The 14,763-nt window shown below is 33.5% G+C and carries 17 protein-coding genes and 1 tRNA gene; 11 read left to right on the forward strand and 7 right to left on the reverse strand.

Annotation, left to right across the window (positions count from 1 at the left end; genetic code table 11):
- Positions 1-15: 15 nt before the first annotated feature.
- The gene (locus ES724_RS03380; RefSeq protein WP_026838380.1) at positions 16-342 is read left to right on the forward strand and encodes a DUF4870 domain-containing protein; all 327 of its coding nucleotides are present in this window, start codon (positions 16-18) and stop codon (positions 340-342) included.
- Positions 343-345: 3 nt separating this feature from the next.
- Positions 346-1,005: an alpha/beta hydrolase gene (locus tag ES724_RS03385; protein ID WP_146929570.1), complete on the forward strand. Its 660-nt coding sequence runs from the start codon at positions 346-348 to the stop codon at positions 1,003-1,005.
- On the opposite strand, the gene ES724_RS03390 is transcribed toward ES724_RS03385, so the two are convergent.
- Both ES724_RS03390 and ES724_RS03395 read right to left on the reverse strand, forming a co-directional pair.
- Positions 1,002-1,499: a hypothetical protein gene (locus ES724_RS03390; protein WP_146929572.1), complete on the reverse strand. Its 498-nt coding sequence runs from the start codon at positions 1,497-1,499 to the stop codon at positions 1,002-1,004. The genes ES724_RS03385 and ES724_RS03390 overlap by 4 nt on opposite strands.
- On the reverse strand, positions 1,499-2,260 hold the full coding sequence (locus ES724_RS03395) for an MBL fold metallo-hydrolase (RefSeq protein ID WP_146929575.1): 762 nt from the start codon (positions 2,258-2,260) through the stop codon (positions 1,499-1,501). The genes ES724_RS03390 and ES724_RS03395 overlap by 1 nt, the downstream gene beginning before the upstream one ends.
- A 100-nt stretch (positions 2,261-2,360) precedes the next feature.
- On the opposite strand from ES724_RS03395, the gene ES724_RS03400 reads away from it, so the two are divergent.
- Entirely contained in the window at positions 2,361-3,815 is a 1,455-nt protein-coding gene (locus tag ES724_RS03400) for a TonB-dependent receptor (RefSeq protein WP_146929578.1), read from the forward strand.
- A gap of 75 nt (positions 3,816-3,890) precedes the next feature.
- Here the strand turns inward: ES724_RS03400 and murA are convergent, their stop codons facing one another.
- The 3 genes from murA to ES724_RS03415 all read right to left on the reverse strand — a co-directional run bounded on the left by murA (position 3,891) and on the right by ES724_RS03415 (position 6,277).
- Complete coding sequence (gene murA, locus ES724_RS03405) at positions 3,891-5,204, reverse strand: UDP-N-acetylglucosamine 1-carboxyvinyltransferase (protein WP_146929579.1); 1,314 nt, start codon at positions 5,202-5,204, stop codon at positions 3,891-3,893.
- Between the two features lie 14 nt (positions 5,205-5,218).
- Positions 5,219-5,860, reverse strand: a complete 642-nt coding sequence (locus tag ES724_RS03410) for a DUF4290 domain-containing protein (RefSeq protein WP_146929582.1) — start codon at positions 5,858-5,860, stop codon at positions 5,219-5,221.
- Between the two features lie 123 nt (positions 5,861-5,983).
- A complete protein-coding gene (locus ES724_RS03415; protein ID WP_026838373.1) occupies positions 5,984-6,277 on the reverse strand; it encodes a DUF493 family protein in 294 nt (97 codons plus the stop codon).
- A gap of 82 nt (positions 6,278-6,359) precedes the next feature.
- Between ES724_RS03415 and ES724_RS03420 the strand changes: the two genes are divergently transcribed.
- The 5 genes from ES724_RS03420 to ES724_RS03440 all read left to right on the forward strand — a co-directional run bounded on the left by ES724_RS03420 (position 6,360) and on the right by ES724_RS03440 (position 10,887).
- Positions 6,360-6,899, forward strand: a complete 540-nt coding sequence (locus ES724_RS03420) for an AAA family ATPase (RefSeq protein ID WP_146929585.1) — start codon at positions 6,360-6,362, stop codon at positions 6,897-6,899.
- A gap of 2 nt (positions 6,900-6,901) precedes the next feature.
- Positions 6,902-8,803 (forward strand): RecQ family ATP-dependent DNA helicase, encoded by a 1,902-nt coding sequence (locus tag ES724_RS03425; RefSeq protein WP_146929588.1) that lies wholly within the window; start codon positions 6,902-6,904, stop codon positions 8,801-8,803.
- The gene (gene fmt, locus ES724_RS03430; RefSeq protein WP_146929591.1) at positions 8,803-9,750 is read left to right on the forward strand and encodes a methionyl-tRNA formyltransferase; all 948 of its coding nucleotides are present in this window, start codon (positions 8,803-8,805) and stop codon (positions 9,748-9,750) included. The genes ES724_RS03425 and fmt overlap by 1 nt, the downstream gene beginning before the upstream one ends.
- 185 nt (positions 9,751-9,935) lie before the next feature.
- Entirely contained in the window at positions 9,936-10,208 is a 273-nt protein-coding gene (locus ES724_RS03435; protein ID WP_026838369.1) for an HU family DNA-binding protein, read from the forward strand.
- Positions 10,209-10,326: 118 nt separating this feature from the next.
- Positions 10,327-10,887, forward strand: a complete 561-nt coding sequence (locus ES724_RS03440) for a YqgE/AlgH family protein (RefSeq protein WP_146929594.1) — start codon at positions 10,327-10,329, stop codon at positions 10,885-10,887.
- On the opposite strand, the gene ES724_RS03445 is transcribed toward ES724_RS03440, so the two are convergent.
- Positions 10,884-11,729: an aminotransferase class IV gene (locus tag ES724_RS03445; protein WP_146929597.1), complete on the reverse strand. Its 846-nt coding sequence runs from the start codon at positions 11,727-11,729 to the stop codon at positions 10,884-10,886. The two genes, ES724_RS03440 and ES724_RS03445, sit on opposite strands and share 4 nt — an antisense overlap.
- 58 nt (positions 11,730-11,787) lie before the next feature.
- A complete protein-coding gene (locus ES724_RS03450) occupies positions 11,788-12,174 on the reverse strand; it encodes an START-like domain-containing protein (protein ID WP_146929600.1) in 387 nt (128 codons plus the stop codon).
- Positions 12,175-12,370: 196 nt separating this feature from the next.
- On the opposite strand from ES724_RS03450, the gene ES724_RS03455 reads away from it, so the two are divergent.
- The 3 genes from ES724_RS03455 to purB all read left to right on the forward strand — a co-directional run bounded on the left by ES724_RS03455 (position 12,371) and on the right by purB (position 14,708).
- Positions 12,371-12,444 (forward strand) — tRNA-Met (locus ES724_RS03455).
- Between the two features lie 121 nt (positions 12,445-12,565).
- Positions 12,566-13,249 (forward strand): SIR2 family NAD-dependent protein deacylase, encoded by a 684-nt coding sequence (locus tag ES724_RS03460; protein ID WP_146929602.1) that lies wholly within the window; start codon positions 12,566-12,568, stop codon positions 13,247-13,249.
- A gap of 121 nt (positions 13,250-13,370) precedes the next feature.
- A complete protein-coding gene (purB, locus tag ES724_RS03465) occupies positions 13,371-14,708 on the forward strand; it encodes an adenylosuccinate lyase (protein ID WP_211362742.1) in 1,338 nt (445 codons plus the stop codon).
- Positions 14,709-14,763 lie beyond the last annotated feature (55 nt).

The following is a 14,763-nucleotide window of genomic DNA, read 5'->3' on the forward strand; positions in this document are numbered from 1 at the left end:
TAAAATTAAAACATCATGAATACTACCATAGAAAATGGAAAATCTGCCGCAATTGTAGCATATCTTACTATTATTGGAACTATTATAGCTTATTTTATGAACAACGACACTAAAAATAGTTTCGCTAGTTTTCATATTAGACAAGCCTTAGGAATTCATATCACCTATTTTGTATTAGGAGCTTTTGTAAGTATTTTTGATAGTTGGATGGTTTCTTATTCCTTTTGGATCTTTATTATAATTCTTTGGGGATATGGTTTAGTAACTGCAATTCAAGGAGAACAAAAAGAAGTTCCTATATTGGGAGCACAATTTCAAAAATGGTTTAGCACAGTAAATTAAAAAATGACAACAATCCCTCTTTCTTTAACACATCTTGTAAGACCCTCTTCTATAACTTCTGGTAAAGCTCCAGTATTAATCATGTTGCATGGGTATGGCAGCGACGAAAACGATCTGTTTTCTTTTGCCAGCGAATTACCCGAAGAATTATTGATTATTTCTGCAAGAGCTCCTTATCAGCTTCAACCATACGGAAATGCATGGTACGCTATAAATTTTGATTCAGTTCAAGGAAAATTTAGTGATAATGAACAAGCTAAGGAATCCCGAATAACGATATCTAATTTTATAGATGAAGTGATCGCCAATTATCCTGTAGATAAAGATAATATTACACTTTTAGGATTTAGTCAGGGTACCATTTTAAGTTACGCGGTAGCATTAAGTGAACCTGCTAAAGTGAAAAACGTGATTGCGCTAAGCGGCTATATAAATACTGAAATTATTTCTCCTGAATTCGAAAAGAATGATTTTTCAGATCTTTCTGTTTATGCTTCCCATGGAAGTCAAGATCAGGTAATCCCTGTAGATTGGGCAAGAAAAGCTCCAGAACTTTTGAAGGAATTAGGAATTGAACACAGCTATGCTGAATTCCCTGTGGGACACGGAGTGCATCCACAAAATTTTACCGAACTTAAAAAGTGGCTAGTAGAGCGACTTTAATCTTGTGGGTAGAGAAAAGATTTTTCTGTATTTAGGATCAGATTTTTATTTTCATCCAGCTCGTAAGATATTAGTATCTCTCCCCAGTAAGTGCCATCGGTAAAATCTGCAATGATCCATTTATGGTTTAGGATCTTTACTTTATTAACACGCATAACTCCTTCCATTCCTGCAAAGGGAACCAGATCATTATCTTCAGCTGCTTTATTTCTACCTATAATTTCATCTTCAATGGCAAGTGCTAATTCTTTAGAATTGATTCCTGAACGTTCAAAATAAGAAATGGCTTCTTCATTTTCGGCTAAAGAGAAATAATTCAAATTCAAGTTTTCACTTTCTAATTGCTCCTTCTCCTTCTCTAATTCGGCTACTCTATCTTGAAATTTTTCTATTTTTTCCTCTTTCGAATCAAGGATCTTTTTATCGTTCACATAAATAAAAATCGTGAACAAAAACATAAATATTAATAGATAAGAAATTATTTTATTTCGCATTATATCGTGATTTTTAAATTATCGTAGGCCAAAAAAACATTTTTTGGCAAAGTAGCCTGAATCTCATCATGAAATCCTAATAAGTGGCTTATATGAGTAATATATGCTTGTTCTGGATCTACTTCAGCAATAAAAGCTAAAGCCTCTTCCAGACTAAAATGAGAATGATGTGGTTCCTGCCTAAGTGCGTTTATCACTAAAACCTTTACTCCTTTCAATTTTTCTGTTTCTTCAGGCTCAATGGTCTTAACATCGGTTAGGTAGGCAAAATTCTTTAATCTAAAACCAAATACCTGTAACCTGTTATGCATAGCATTAACAGGTGTAATTGGAAGTTTTTTGAAAAAAAAAGCTTTGTTTTCAATTTCGTTTATCTGAACACTGGGCGCCCCAGGATATTTATCATCATTATTCAAAATATACTCGAATCGTTTGTGCAAGTTTTGAAGAACCCTTGGATGTGCAAAAATTGGAATATCTCCTTGCTTAAAGAAAAATGGCCTTATATCATCTAAACCAGCAGTATGATCGTTATGCTCATGGGTAAAAAGAACCGCATCTAGCTTCTCGATATTATTGGTTAACATTTGAGTTCTAAAATCTGGACCACAGTCAATTAAAATAGTATATCCCTCCCATTCTATCAGAACAGAAACTCTTAAACGCTTATCTTTTGGGTTTTCACTTAAACAAACTGGATGTTTGCTACCAATAACTGGGATTCCTTGTGAAGTTCCTGTGCCTAAAAATGTTATTTGCAATCCTGTTATTTTAATACAAAAGTAAGTATAATTTTTTTTCTACAGCCTTCTGTTTTACTACCTTTGCTCACAGCAACCCTTTTCTTAAAAAGATAAAATTATGCCGATTACCATTATGGGGGACCGTGAGTTTGAAAACGTTCCTTCAATTAAAAGTAAAGCTTTACGAATTAATCTAAATGAAAATATTTACGGCACATTTGCCGAAATAGGTGCAGGACAAGAAACTGTAAGGAATTTCTTTAGAGCTGGTGGAGCTTCCGGTACTATTGCCAAGGCGATGAGTGCATATGATAAAGATTTTAGTGATGCTATTTATGGTGTAGAAGATGATAAAAGGTATGTTACTGAAGCTAGGTTAAAGAAAATGCTTTCTTATGAGATCAATTTAATTGAAGATCGAATCTCCAGAGATAAACATCCTAACAAATTATTCTTTAGTTACGCCAACACAGTTGCAACGATAGATTTCGCTAAGAAATACAAAGGGCACGGATGGATAGGAATACGATACCAGGTAGATCCAAATGAAGATTATAATGAGATAAGTTTGCATATTCGTTTTCACGAAAACGATGCAAGACTTCAGCAAAACACATTAGGGATATTGGGTGTAAACCTTATTTATGGCGCTTATTACAAGTACGATAATCCTAAAAAATTACTGAGATATCTTTACGATCATATAGATAAAGATCAGATAGAAATAGATACTATCAACTTTTCGGGGCCACGATTTGAGAAAGTAGATAATAGATTAATGAGTCTTCAACTGGTGAAAAATGGCATGACCGATGCGGTAATGTTTGCCCCAGATGGAAACAATATCTTGCCGGCTAGAATACTTTATAAAAAGAACATTCTAGCATTGAGAGGGAGTTTTAGACCTGTTACCAAAGTTAATATGGATATGTATAAAAGGTCTTTAGAGCTTTTTATACAAGAAAATAAAGTAGAGGAAGAAAATACAGAAGTTATTTTTGAAATCACTCTTTCTAACCTTCGTGCTGAGGGTGAAATAGATGAGAGAGACTTCATGGATCGCGCGGAATTACTTTGCTCTTTAGGGCAAACAGTAATGATCTCTAACTTCCAGGAATATTACAGAGTTGTTGAATATTTCTCACGTTATACGAAAGAACGTATGGGATTAGCCATGGGTGTAAATAATCTAGTCGATATTTTCGACGAGAAATATTACCGCCATTTAAGTGGTGGAATCTTAGAAGCATTTGGAAAATTATTCTTTAAAGACCTTAAAGTATACCTCTACCCTCTTAAAGATCCTGAAACTGGTGAGATCATCACAAGTGAGAATTTAAAAGTACATCCACGTATGAAGGAATTATTTAAATTCTTTAAATACAACGGAAAAGTGGTTGATATTGAAAAATATAATCCAAATATTTTAGATGTTTTCTCTAGAGAGATCTTACAAATGATAAATGAAGGAAAAACCGGTTGGGAAAATATGTTGCCGGAACGCACCGCTAGTATGATAAAAGAGCAGAATCTTTTTGGATATAAAGAACCTAAACTAGAAAATAAATCTTAGAGATCTTTTATAAGTCACAAAAAAGCCGGATAATTAATTATCCGGCTTTTTTGTTTAAATCTGATTGACTTGTCTTTAATCTATTCGGGTAATCTTAGCCCCAATCGCTCTAAGTCTTTCATCTATATTTTCGTAACCTCTATCAATCTGTTCAATGTTATGTATTGTAGATGTTCCATTTGCAGACATGGCAGCGATCAATAAAGAAACACCTGCTCTAATATCTGGAGAAGTCATTGTAGTAGCTCTTAAACTAGATTTAAAATCGTGTCCTATTACGGTAGCTCTATGTGGATCGCAAAGTATGATTTTTGCTCCCATATCTATTAATTTATCTACAAAGAACAATCTGCTCTCAAACATTTTTTGATGTATTAGAACACTTCCTCTAGCCTGTGTTGCAACTACCAACAAAATACTCAATAAATCTGGAGTAAATCCTGGCCAAGGTGCATCACTAATATTCATAATTGAACCATCAATAAAATTTTGAACTTCATAACCATCCTTATGTGCAGGTACAAAAATATCATCCCCTCTTTTTTCTATGGTAATACCAAGCTTTCCAAAAGTTGTAGGAATAAGACCCAAATTGTCCCAACTAACATTTTTTATAATGATCTCACTTTTAGTCATTGCAGCCAAACCAATCCATGATCCAATCTCAATCATATCTGGTAAGATAGTATGTTCACAACCTGCAAAACTTTCTACACCTTCTATCGTTAATAAATTAGAGCCAACTCCTTCAATTTTAGCTCCCATAGAATTCAACATCTTACATAATTGCTGAAGATATGGTTCACAAGCGGCATTATAAATAGTGGTTTTTCCTTTAGCCCAAACTGCAGCCATAAGAATATTTGCAGTTCCAGTTACAGAAGCTTCCTCCAATAACATATAATTCCCAGTTAAACCTTCTGGAGCTTCTACGCCATAAAAACGCTCTTCCTTATTGTATTTAAATTTAGCTCCCAGTTTTACGAAACCGTCAAAATGAGTGTCTAATCTCCTTCTTCCTATTTTATCTCCTCCTGGTCTAGGAATATATCCTTTTCCAAATCTTCCCAATAAAGGGCCCACGATCATAATAGAACCACGAAGACCACTTCCTTCATTCTTAAATGCATCACTCTCCAAATAATCCAGGTCTATAGAATCACTTTGGAAACTATATCTTCCTTTATCTAGCTTTTCAATTTTAACTCCTAAATTCCCTAGAAGTTTAATTAGCTTATTAACATCTATTATATCTGGAATGTTATTTATTATAACTTTTTCCGGAGTTAATAAAACTGCACAAAGAATTTGAAGCGCTTCATTTTTAGCGCCTTGAGGTTGTATGCTCCCACTTAAGGAATGACCACCCTCAATTTGAAAAGTACCCATAAAATTTTGATTTTTTAATAGCGTTTACGTCCGCGTGGATTCCTATTACTAGCTGGTTTCTTAGGCGTATTGCTATATTTTTTATTCCCCTTGAGCAAGCTAGAAGCTTCACTAAGATCTTCTTCGCTATTCTTTAAGTTTATCTTACCATCACTTAATTCTTTTAAATGATTATAGATAACATCATCATCTACCGACTCTCTATTCCAATTCAAGTATGATTTCTTCATATGATTGGCTATAGCATATTCTAAAGCATCCCTAAGTTCACCACTTTCCCATTTTACAGCCTCATCTATCATTCTTTTGATATTGTTTCCGTAAAAACGATATTTCGGGAAGTTCTGAGGGTAATCCATTGGTTCTGGATGTTCCTCTAAAACTTCTCTGGAAGGTTTTGGAAATGGAGAATCCACATCTAATTTAAAATCGCTTATTATAAATAATTGATCCCATAGTTTATGCTGAAAATCTGGAACATCCCTTAAGTGAGGGTTCATATTTCCCATTATAGCAATAATAGATTTTGCTACTTTGTTGCGCTCCGCTTCATCTTCAATGGCAACAGTGTGTTCAACCATTTTTTGTAAATGCCGACCATATTCTGGAATGATCAACTTGCTCCTTTCAGAGTTATATTCTAATTCGTACGTCAAAATTGAAATTTATTGGTGATAACTAATTTGGTAGAAATTATACCGATTGCAAAATACTAAATATTATTCAACCGCCCTATGCTGGAAAAGAATAAAATAGCATAACGCAACTTGTTTTTAGTATTAAAGGGAAATTACTCCCTCCACTTCCTTCCCTACTCGCTTATATTTTGATATAACCGCATTGGGATCGCTCATTTTTACATTCACAGAAACACTGGTATATTTACCATTTTTAGACTCTTTCGTATTAATAACTGCTCCCATATTATCAAAAATATCATGAATTTGAACAATCTTTGATTTGTTAGTAAGAACAATAAACTTATATAAATATACTGAGGGCCAAGAACTTGTTTCTGCTAGTTGGACTTTTAATTTATCGTAAAATTCTTCTGAGTTTTTGTCTGACTCCATAATTTATTTTCATTCCTTCTTTTGCAAATATACGAGTTATGATTCATTTTTTTTATCGATTGCAAATACCGAAATTTGCCATGTGCAAAATCAAAAAATAGTTATTACCGGAGGTCCCGGTACAGGAAAATCTTCTATTATTAATTATCTGGAATCTCAAGGGCATTTCTGCTTGCATGAAATATCCAGACAAATAACTTTAGAAGCTCAACAACAGGGAATAGAACAGTTATTTTTGGAGAAACCTCTGTTATTCAGTGAGAAATTATTGGAAGCAAGAATAAATCAGCATTATGAAGCAGTTCAACTTTCTAAAGAACGTATATTCATAGATCGTGGAATTCCAGATGTAGTGGCTTATATGGATTATTTTGGCACATCCTATCCAGAAGAATTTATTATAGCTTGCAAGAACCACACATACGACAAAATATTCTTGTTACCACCTTGGAAAGAGATCTATACTAGCGATAATGAGCGTTACGAATCTTATGATCAAGCTTTAATAATTCATGAGAACTTAAAAAATTCTTATATTACTTATGGTTACAAGCCTATAGAAGTACCTAAAGGTACTATTGCCAATAGAAGTAGCTTTATAATGAATTCCTTAGATGGATAATTTTGCAGCAAGCCAAAGACATATTAACTAAGTACTGGGGGTATTCTTCTTTTAAATCTTTACAAGAGGATATAATTATTGCTGCGGAAAAAAATCAAGATATCATTGCCCTTCTTCCAACTGGTGGTGGGAAATCTTTATGCTACCAGATCCCTGCATTGCAAAAAGAAGGGATTTGTATAATTGTATCTCCCCTTGTTGCTTTAATTGAAGATCAGGTAATGGCATTGCAAGAAAAAGGGATCAAGGCAATGGCTATTACAGGAGGTATTCCCTATACAGAGTTAGATACCCTTTTGGATAATTGCATTTATGGAAATTATAAGTTTTTGTATCTATCTCCAGAGCGTTTACAACAAGACCTTGTTCGTGAACGTATAAAATTAATGCCTGTTAATTTAATTGCAATAGATGAAGCTCATTGTATTTCGCAATGGGGTCATGATTTTAGGCCAGCATATTTAAATGTTTCTTTACTAAGGGATCTGCATCCTGAAATTCCTATAATGGCAGTAACTGCTACCGCTACAAGCAGAGTTGTAGATGATATAGCTGAACAATTAAAACTGAAGAGTCCTAAGATTTTCAAGAACTCCTTGGAGCGAAATAATATTCGGTTTAATGTGATAGCTTCAGAAGACAAAGAATTTAGAATGCATCAATTATTGCAGGATCGTAGCGAAAGTGCCATTGTATATGTAAGAAGCAGAAATGCGACCTTAGAAATAAGTAGGTCATTAATAAAAAATGGATATTCCGCAGCAGCATTTCACGGAGGACTTTCTTCAAAAGAAAAATCCAAACTCCTAAATTCTTGGTTAAAAGAAAAAACTAAGATCATGGTAGCTACCAATGCTTTTGGAATGGGGATAGACAAGCCAAATGTAAGACACGTTATTCATCTAAATTTGCCGGAAAGCATTGAAAGTTATTTTCAGGAAGCTGGCAGAGCAGGTCGAGATGGCAATCCTTCTGTTGCTACTATAATCACGAATAAGAGTGATATACCAGTTCTAAAAAATCAGTTTATCAATTCCCTTCCAGACTTAGCTTTCGCTATTTTAATTTATAAAAAACTCACCTCCTATTTTCAGATAGCTTTCGGGGAAGGATTAAATACGGTGCACGATTTTAATTTTGCCGATTTTTGTCATCAATATCAGTTAAACAATACAAAAACATATAACACACTTCAGTTACTGGATAGAATAAGTATATTAAAATTGTCTCAACAGTTTCAAAAAGCTACTAGTCTTCAATTTATTATTTCTAATAAGCAATTACTGTATTATTTAGAAGAAAATCCGAAGTTTGATCCTGTTATAAAAGCGGTCTTAAGAACCTATGGTGGTATTTTTGACAATAAAGTTCAAATTAATATAGTCTCCGTTTGCAAGAAAGCAGGAGTTTCAGAAAAAGAGGCCCTGTCTATATTGAATAATTTAGATAAAGATAAAATAGTTGAGTTTGAACATCAACAAAATGATGCTTCTATAACTTTTTTAGTGCCTAGAGAAGATGAGAACAGTATTTATCCATTTTCAGAATATATAAAAAATCAATCTATCAGTAAGCTTAGAAAAATTGAAGCTTTATTGAAATATGTTGAAAATGACAAAAAATGTAGAAGTCAGCAATTACTAAATTATTTTGGGGATAAAGATGCTGTCAAGTGCGGAATCTGTTCGGTATGTATGCCGAAAGAAAAATATCTCAAAAAAGAATTGATTAGAAGTATTTATAATGACGTGATTTCATTATTGAAGCTTAAAGATGAAAACTCAAGAACTATCATTAGCACGCTTCCATATCAAGAAAAAGCTATTTTAAAAGTGATAGATTTAATGTTGGATAAAGAATTGATTTCTATAACCCCAACTAATACATATAAATTAAAAAATTAATGAGAGATCTAAGAATAGTTTTTATGGGTACTCCAGAATTTGCTGTGACCACCCTAAAATATATAATAGAAGCCAAATATAATGTTGTAGGTGTAATTACCGCACCAGATAGACCCGCAGGAAGAGGAAGAAAATTGCAACAAAGTGCTGTAAAGGAATTTGCTGTAGCTAATGAACTTCCTGTATTACAACCTACCAATTTAAAATCTCCAGAATTTTTAGAAGAATTAAAAAGTCTAAAGCCAAATCTACAAGTTGTTGTTGCTTTTAGAATGCTTCCTAAAGTAGTTTGGCAATTACCAGAATTTGGCACCTTTAATTTGCATGCTTCTTTATTACCACAATATAGAGGTGCTGCACCAATTAATTGGTCCATCATAAATGGCGACACACACACGGGAGCATCCACTTTCTTTATAGATGAAAAAATAGACACCGGTGCAATGATCCTTCAAAAGGAAACTCCAATCGAACTAAAAGATAATGTAGGGAGCCTTCATGATAGATTAATGATCCTTGGAGCAGAACTGGTAATAGATACATTGGATCTAATAAAAAATGATAAGGTAAAAACAATCTCACAAAAAGAAAGTGAAGGTCTAAAAGAGGCTCCTAAATTAACAAAGGAAAATACACGGATTAACTGGTCTTTAAGTGCTACTAAGCTTTTTGATTTTATAAGAGGTTTAAATCCATATCCTGCAGCATGGACTATTATTAAAAATGGAGAAATAGAATTAAATACTAAGCTTTATGATATAGAGATCTTAATAGAATCTCATGATAAAGAACCAGGAGAAATTGTTCAAGAGGAGAATAAATTAAAAGTTGCAGTTAAAGACGGATATATTTTAATCAACGAAATTCAGTTACCAGGGAAACGAAAAATGAAAACAAAAGAACTTTTAAATGGGTATCAATTTGAAACTGGGGCCAAAGTTCTGTGAAGCCTTATCCACACTGAAATGCCTGATTATTGAAAATAATTAGTATATTTATTAACAATAAACCTAAGTTATTAACAAAATCTCGCATTTCCCTTGATATTACTTGCGTGGCTGAGAAATCCACATAAATTTGTAAAGCAAATTAACATAAACGTTTAACCAACAATTAATTTAAAATTGAAATTATGAACAAAACAGATTTAATCGATTCAATGGCTGAACATGCTGGAATTTCTAAAGCAGCAGCTAAAAAAGCATTAGAGTCATTCTTAGGAAATGTTGAAGGTTCTCTTAAAAAAGGAGATCGCGTTTCTTTAGTAGGATTCGGTTCATGGTCAGTTTCTAAAAGAGCTGCTCGTGAAGGTAGAAACCCACAAACTGGTAACACTATAAAGATTGCTGCTAAAAACGTAGTAAAATTTAAAGCGGGTGCAGATTTACAAAAAGCTGTTAACTAGTTATAGTTTTTTATAAAAAGATAAAACTCTCCTTCGGGGGAGTTTTTTTTTGAATTTATATAACAAATTATTTGAAATTGTTAAATTAATCTTTAGCTTTAATAAAAACTATAGAATCATGATTGCTTTAAAACCAGAAAAAGGTCTTTTATTGGTTGCCGAGCCAACAATTATAGGAGATACATCCTTTAATCGCTCTGTGGTATTGCTAGCAGAACATTCTGAATCTGGTTCTATTGGATTTATCTTGAACAAGATTCTTGACTTCACCCTAAAAGATTTAATTCCTGGTCTTAATAAAAGCTTTAAAATCTACAATGGAGGGCCAGTAGAACAGGACAACCTTTATTTCATTCATAAGATACCAGATCTCATTCCTGATAGTATAGAAATTGCCAATGGGATATATTGGGGCGGAAATTTTGAGGTAGTAAAGGAACTTATTCTTAGTGACCTAATAACAGATAAAGAAATCCGTTTTTTTCTTGGCTATTCAGGCTGGGACGCAGAACAACTTACCGAAGAGTTAAATTCAAATTCTTGGATAATTACTGAGCATCAAGATACAAAAGACATTATAGAAAGATCCTATAGATCGTTTTGGAAGGATAAAATGATGGAGCTTGGCGGAAGCTATGTGTTATGGTCTAATGCTCCCGAAAATCCTAGTTATAATTAGCCCAACCTAGCCTTTACATTCAACTTAGTAAGCACCTCTTTCCCCACAGTATTATTATATTCTTTTTTACGGTATTTTGAGATTGGTTGAACTCCAACGATTACATTAGAAATAAATAATTCATCTGCTTTTTGAAGTTCAAATGGAGAGATACTGGTTTCTTCTATTTCCAGGTCCATCATTTTTTTCACAACAGAGAGGATTTGTTTTCTAGAAATCCCATTAAGAGCGCCATCTTGTAATGGTGGAGTTTTAATTTTATTTCCATTCACAATAAAGATATTCCCATTTAGCGCCTCAACTACCTGTTTTTTCTCGTTGATCAAAAGACAGTTATGATAATCATTTTCTTTGGCAAAAATACTTCCTAGAACATTTACTGCCCTATTGTTAGATTTAATAGTAGAAAGAAGTCCACTGGTTACATAGTGATCTTTAAATAATTCCACTTCATACGGCTCTTCGTTTAATAAATAGAAAGGATCGGCAAGCGTTTCTGAAGTAATAATATATTCTATATCTAGAGTGTCTGGTCTATAAAACCCGCCAGATTTTCTAAAAACCGTGAATCGGATCCTTGCGGGAGAATTACTAAGTTCATTAGCTTTAAGCAAGTCTAAGATCTCTTCCTCTAAAAATTCAGGAGAAAAATTAGCTGGGATCTCCATACGCATAATGCGCATAGAAGACATTAACCTAAAATAATGATCTTCCCAAAAGATGATCTTTCCATTAATAACCCTTAAAGTTTCGAATACAGAATCCCCATATGCAAGCCCTCTATTGAAAACTGAAATAGTTGCATCTTTATCTTCGACTAAATTCCCATTAATATTTATCATAAAAAAAGCCCCGTAATATTTATAAAACGGGGCAAAGGTACTATTTAAAATATAAAAATTAGGATGAACCTAAGATCTGTTTTAAGTCTGAAATCATGTTTTCCCAAAGCATCTTCCCTTCTTCTATCTCATCATCTTCAGCAAAATCTGTGATCATGATAGAAACATCTTTAGTAATCTCGTCAACTTGAATTCTGATTTCGAAAAAATATGGAGAATCCTCATCTTCCAACCATCTAAATTTTATGCGTTCACCATTTTTCTTGCTTAAAAGTTTTGCTTTTTCTTCAGATTCATTCCAAATGAAGGTGAAAAATTCCCCACGAGAATTTACATCGTCCGCATACCACTCGCTAAGACCAGAAGGTGTTGAAATATATTGATATAATAACGAAGGGGAAGCTTGTATTGGAAATTCCATTTCGTACTTAACTTTATCTTCCATGCTTTTTAAATTAGATTTTGAGCAATATATATATTAATTGCTAACCTTGAAAGAAAACAAATTAAAAGTTTCGTAAAATAAAACTTGTGCTAAAACAAATAGTTTTTATATTTGCAGCCGCAAACTTTAAGGTTGTAACGCCCATTATTATTAGCGGTTGTTCTAATCTATTTGTTTGCAATTGAATACAAAATTTGGCGAGGTAGCTCAGTTGGTTAGAGCGTTGGATTCATAACCCAGAGGTCACGAGTTCAAATCTCGTTCTCGCTACTTAAACCGATCAGAAATCATATTCTGATCGGTTTTTTTATTCTCATAATTTTCTTTCCTGTTTTTAAGTTATATCTTAATACTTAATTTCCTGATATTTCAGGTTTTAATCTATTTTTTGATGCAGCATATTGTTATTCTTACCGGTGCCGGAATTAGTGCAGAAAGTGGGCTTAAGACCTTTCGTGACTCTGATGGACTTTGGGAAGGACATGATATCATGGAAGTTGCTTCTCCCGAAGGCTGGGATAGAAATACCGAGAAAGTACTAGATTTTTACAATCAGCGCAGAAAACAATTACTAAAAGTGGCTCCAAATAAGGCTCACAAAGCCTTAGTGAAACTGGAAGCCAAATATAAGGTGAGCATTGTCACTCAAAACATAGACGATCTGCACGAGCGAGCAGGAAGCTCCAGAGTTATTCATCTTCATGGCGAATTATTAAAAGTGCGGAGCACTTTTGATCAAGATTTGGTAATGGATTGGAAAAATGATGTGAAAATTGGTGATTTTTGTGAACACAACTTTCAATTACGTCCACATGTGGTTTGGTTTGGAGAACCAGTACCCATGTTTCCTATGGCAGCAGATCTCGTCCAAAATGCAGATATATTAATAATCGTAGGCACCTCTATGCAAGTATATCCGGCAGCAGCTTTGTTGGATTTTGTAGAAGAAAATGTACCTATATATTTTGTAGACCCCAAACCGGCAATACGCCCTCGGGATTCTACGATTATAATTAATGAGCAGGCAACTATTGGTGTTCCTAAATTGGTGCTGGACCTATTACAAAATAGCTAAACCCCACTATCAATAAAATTCTCCTTAGCAGTATAAATACACTTAAAAATATCTTTAGATCTGGCTTTCTAAAATTGTTAAAGGCTTACCTTTGAGCCTTAATTTATAAAAGCTGTATAGAATGACACCTCTTAGTGCAATTTCTCCAATTGATGGAAGATATCATCAAAAAACAAAAAATTTATCGGCGTATTTTAGTGAGGAAGCTCTTATAAAATATAGGGTTCGAGTTGAAATTGAATATTTTATCTCCTTATGCGAGTTGCCTCTTCCTCAGTTAAAAAATATAGATACTTCTGTTTTTCCAAAGTTGCGCGACATCTATAACAATTTCACATCTTTGGATGCTTCAGCTATCAAAGAAATTGAAAAGACAACTAATCATGATGTAAAGGCAGTAGAATATTTTATAAAAGAAAAATTTGAAGATCTTTCTTTAAGTCAGTTTAAAGAGTTTATCCATTTTGGACTTACTTCTCAAGACATAAACAATACTGCGATTCCTTTAAGTTTAAAGGAAGCAGTCTCTAACGAATATATCCCAGCGCTTAACGAAATAATTGAAAAATTAGAAAACTTAAGTGAAGATTGGGCAAATATTCCATTATTGGCAAGGACTCATGGGCAACCCGCTTCCCCTACTCGCTTAGGAAAGGAAATGGAAGTTTTTACTACCAGATTGAATGAACAATTAAAGTATTTAAAAAACATTCCAAATGCAGCTAAATTTGGAGGTGCAACAGGAAACTTTAATGCTCACAAGGTGGCTTATGGAACAATAGATTGGAAAAAATTTGGATCTAGTTTTGTTCAAGACACCTTAGGCTTGCATCATTCTTTTCCAACTACTCAAATTGAACATTATGACCATATGGCAGCATTGTTTGATACTTTAAAACGCATTAACACGATTCTAATAGATCTTGACAGGGATTTCTGGACCTATGTATCTATGGATTATTTCAAACAGAGTATAAAAAAAGGAGAAGTAGGTTCTTCTGCAATGCCACATAAAGTAAATCCTATAGATTTTGAAAACAGTGAAGGAAACTTTGGGATAGCAAATGCGATTTTCGAGCATTTATCTTCTAAATTGCCTGTTAGTAGATTACAACGAGATCTAACAGATAGTACTGTTTTAAGAAATATTGGGGTGCCAATTGGGCATACTCTTATTGCATTTCAGTCTACGCTGAAAGGTTTAAACAAACTTCTATTAAATGAAGAAAAAATAAAGCTAGATCTTGAAAATAACTGGGCTGTGGTAGCAGAAGCAATTCAGACGATTTTAAGAAGAGAAGGTTATACCAACCCATATGAGGCTCTTAAAGGTTTAACAAGAACCAATACAGCTATAACCAAACAAAGTATGGGAGACTTTATTGAAACTCTTGAAGTATCTCAAGAGATCAAAAATGAATTAAAAGTAATTACTCCACAAAACTATACGGGTATTTAGAGCCTTATTTATAAATAACAAAAAAGCCCTTGAAAAGAAATTTTCAAGGGCTTTT

Source organism: Gillisia hiemivivida, from assembly GCF_007997295.1.
GTDB classification, from domain to species: domain Bacteria; phylum Bacteroidota; class Bacteroidia; order Flavobacteriales; family Flavobacteriaceae; genus Gillisia; species Gillisia hiemivivida.

Excerpts from the sequence above, each read along its gene's own strand:
- ES724_RS03450 (WP_146929600.1), bottom strand. The coding sequence starts at position 12,174 with ATGGAAGATAAAGTTAAGTACGAAATGGAATTTCCAATACAAGCTTCC.
- ES724_RS03460 (WP_146929602.1), top strand. The coding sequence starts at position 12,566 with ATGCAGCATATTGTTATTCTTACCGGTGCCGGAATTAGTGCAGAAAGT.
- ES724_RS03380 (WP_026838380.1), top strand. The coding sequence starts at position 16 with ATGAATACTACCATAGAAAATGGAAAATCTGCCGCAATTGTAGCATAT.
- murA (WP_146929579.1), bottom strand. The coding sequence starts at position 5,204 with ATGGGTACTTTTCAAATTGAGGGTGGTCATTCCTTAAGTGGGAGCATA.
- purB (WP_211362742.1), top strand. The coding sequence starts at position 13,371 with ATGACACCTCTTAGTGCAATTTCTCCAATTGATGGAAGATATCATCAA.
- ES724_RS03400 (WP_146929578.1), top strand. The coding sequence starts at position 2,361 with ATGCCGATTACCATTATGGGGGACCGTGAGTTTGAAAACGTTCCTTCA.
- ES724_RS03445 (WP_146929597.1), bottom strand. The coding sequence starts at position 11,729 with ATGATAAATATTAATGGGAATTTAGTCGAAGATAAAGATGCAACTATT.
- ES724_RS03390 (WP_146929572.1), bottom strand. The coding sequence starts at position 1,499 with ATGCGAAATAAAATAATTTCTTATCTATTAATATTTATGTTTTTGTTC.
- ES724_RS03435 (WP_026838369.1), top strand. The coding sequence starts at position 9,936 with ATGAACAAAACAGATTTAATCGATTCAATGGCTGAACATGCTGGAATT.
- ES724_RS03440 (WP_146929594.1), top strand. The coding sequence starts at position 10,327 with ATGATTGCTTTAAAACCAGAAAAAGGTCTTTTATTGGTTGCCGAGCCA.
- ES724_RS03415 (WP_026838373.1), bottom strand. The coding sequence starts at position 6,277 with ATGGAGTCAGACAAAAACTCAGAAGAATTTTACGATAAATTAAAAGTC.
- ES724_RS03385 (WP_146929570.1), top strand. The coding sequence starts at position 346 with ATGACAACAATCCCTCTTTCTTTAACACATCTTGTAAGACCCTCTTCT.
- fmt (WP_146929591.1), top strand. The coding sequence starts at position 8,803 with ATGAGAGATCTAAGAATAGTTTTTATGGGTACTCCAGAATTTGCTGTG.